The sequence below is a fragment of the Oleiphilus sp. HI0117 genome (assembly GCF_001635235.1).
Genome location: NZ_LWGA01000839.1, coordinates 1 through 2,084, shown reverse-complemented (window position 1 = coordinate 2,084; position 2,084 = coordinate 1). Strand labels below are relative to the sequence as shown.

3 protein-coding genes are annotated in these 2,084 nt (G+C 46.2%); all 3 read left to right on the top strand.

Annotated features, from left to right (window positions below; all coding sequences use genetic code 11):
• Positions 1–221: peptidylprolyl isomerase (locus tag A3757_RS14240; RefSeq protein WP_197470053.1), on the top strand; the 221-nt coding region annotated here is incomplete at its 5' end.
• A gap of 9 nt (positions 222–230) precedes the next feature.
• Positions 231–977 (top strand): UDP-2,3-diacylglucosamine diphosphatase, encoded by a 747-nt coding sequence (locus A3757_RS14235; protein ID WP_068510342.1) that lies wholly within the window; start codon positions 231–233, stop codon positions 975–977.
• Positions 978–980: 3 nt separating this feature from the next.
• Positions 981–2,084: NAD(P)/FAD-dependent oxidoreductase (locus A3757_RS14230; protein ID WP_068739816.1), on the top strand; the 1,104-nt coding region annotated here is incomplete at its 3' end.

Below are 2,084 nucleotides of genomic sequence, written 5' to 3'. Positions count from 1 at the left end.
TCAATGTTAAAGACAACACGTTCCTAGACTATACGGCTGAAACAATGGAAGGCTGGGGTTATGCAGTATTTGGTGAAGTCGTTGAAGGTCAAGACGTTGTCGATAAGATCAAAGGCGTTAAGACCACGACTAAAGCTGGCCACCAAGACGTGCCAGTTGAAGACGTGATCATTGAAGAAGCTAGCGTTCTTGAAGGTGAAGCAGCTGAAGATGGTGAATAAGACCTCGTCATGAGCACTTATTTTATTTCAGATCTGCATCTGGAAGAGTCACGCCCTGATATTATCAGGGCTTTCTTTTTATTCCTCGACTCTATTCAAAACGATGCTGACAAGCTCTATATTCTTGGTGATTTCTTCGAAAGTTGGATTGGTGACGATGAAAACACCGAACTTCAGCTTGAAGTAAAACAGCGCCTCAAAGCCCTCAGTGAGCAAGGTTGCCAACTTTTCTTTATGCACGGTAATCGTGACTTTTTAGTAGGCGATGTTTTCGCACAAGAAACTGGCGCCACCCTACTTGATGATCCATGTGTTATCGACGTAGCAGGCGAACCAACACTGCTTATGCATGGCGATAGCCTCTGTACTGCTGATACCGGCTACATGAAATTCAGAGCAACCATTCGTAACCCCGCTTTCTTGGCTCCCTTCTTAAAGCGCCCGATTGAAGAGCGAAAAATCACAGCTCAGCAACTTCGAGCAATGAGCCAAGCGAATAACCAGGATAAAAGCACAGAGATCATGGACGTAACGCCTGAAGAGGTGATTCGTGAACTTGAAGCACATAAGGTTCAACACATGATACACGGGCATACTCATCGCCCAATGATTCACGAAGTCGAAGCAAACGGCTTACCAGCTGTACGAATCGTATTAGGTGACTGGGACAAGCATGTTTGGTATCTGAAAGTCGATCAAGATGGCGAACATCACTTTAAAAACTATCTTCTCGAAGAACAAAACCCGAATATATAAACAATGAGCAAACACCCTCACTTTGACTCCATTATTATTGGCGGGGGTGCCTCAGGTTTAATGTGCGCACTAACAGCCGGTCAACTTGGCAAGCGCGTTTTGGTTCTCGACAGCAGCAATAAAGTCGGCAAGAAAATATTGATGTCTGGCGGCGGCCGCTGCAACTTTACCAACTACTATGTAGAGCCCAGCAACTATCTTTGCAGCAACCCTCACTTTGTAAAATCTGCCCTTGCGCGCTACACCCAATGGGACTTCATCGGCCTGGTCGATAAACATAGCATCCCTTATCATGAACGCTCTCATGGCGAGCTGTTCTGCGATAATTCAGCAAAAGATATTCTGAAGATGCTACTCGATGAGTGCAGCGACGCCGGTGTCGAGATCAAAACCAAATGCCAGGTGGAGTTTATCGAAACCCTAGACGAAAGTGATGAGCAGCGCTATATACTTCGCTCTAACGCCGGTGTTTTCACCTGCCGTTCCTTGGTGATCGCAACCGGTGGCCTATCCATTCCTACACTAGGTTCAAGCGGCTTTGGCTACGATATTGCCGAACAATTTAACCTGCCTCTCAAAGAACGTTCAGCGGGATTAGTCCCTTTCATTTTCACCGATCAAACCAAAGCGCTTACTGAACGCTTATCAGGGTTAGCGGTTGACGTGACAATGGAAACCAACGGCACCACATTTCGAGAGAACATGCTGTTCACTCATCGCGGCATTAGCGGCCCTGTTGCCCTACAATGCTCCAACTATTGGAAGCAAGGCGACCTTATTCATATCAACCTGTTACCTGATCTAGATGTTGAAGCCACACTACTTGAATTCAAGTCATCGAAGCCAAAATCTCTTCTCAGGAATATATTGTCTGAACATTTCTCCAAAGCCTTTTGTTTAGAACTACAAGCTCTATTTTGGAAAGCTGAAGCAGAAAAACCGATGGGCGAATTTACCGACAGCACCATTAGATCGATTGCCACTCACCTAAACAACTGGACACTAAAACCCGCCGGAACAGAAGGCTACCGGACCGCTGAAGTCACCTTGGGCGGTGTCGACACCGATGTTATTGCTTCCAAAACAATGGAGTGTAAAACCCAGCCA

Bases quoted from the DNA above. Each gene is read 5' to 3' on its own strand.
- A3757_RS14235 (WP_068510342.1), top strand. From the start codon at position 231: ATGAGCACTTATTTTATTTCAGATCTGCATCTGGAAGAGTCACGCCCT.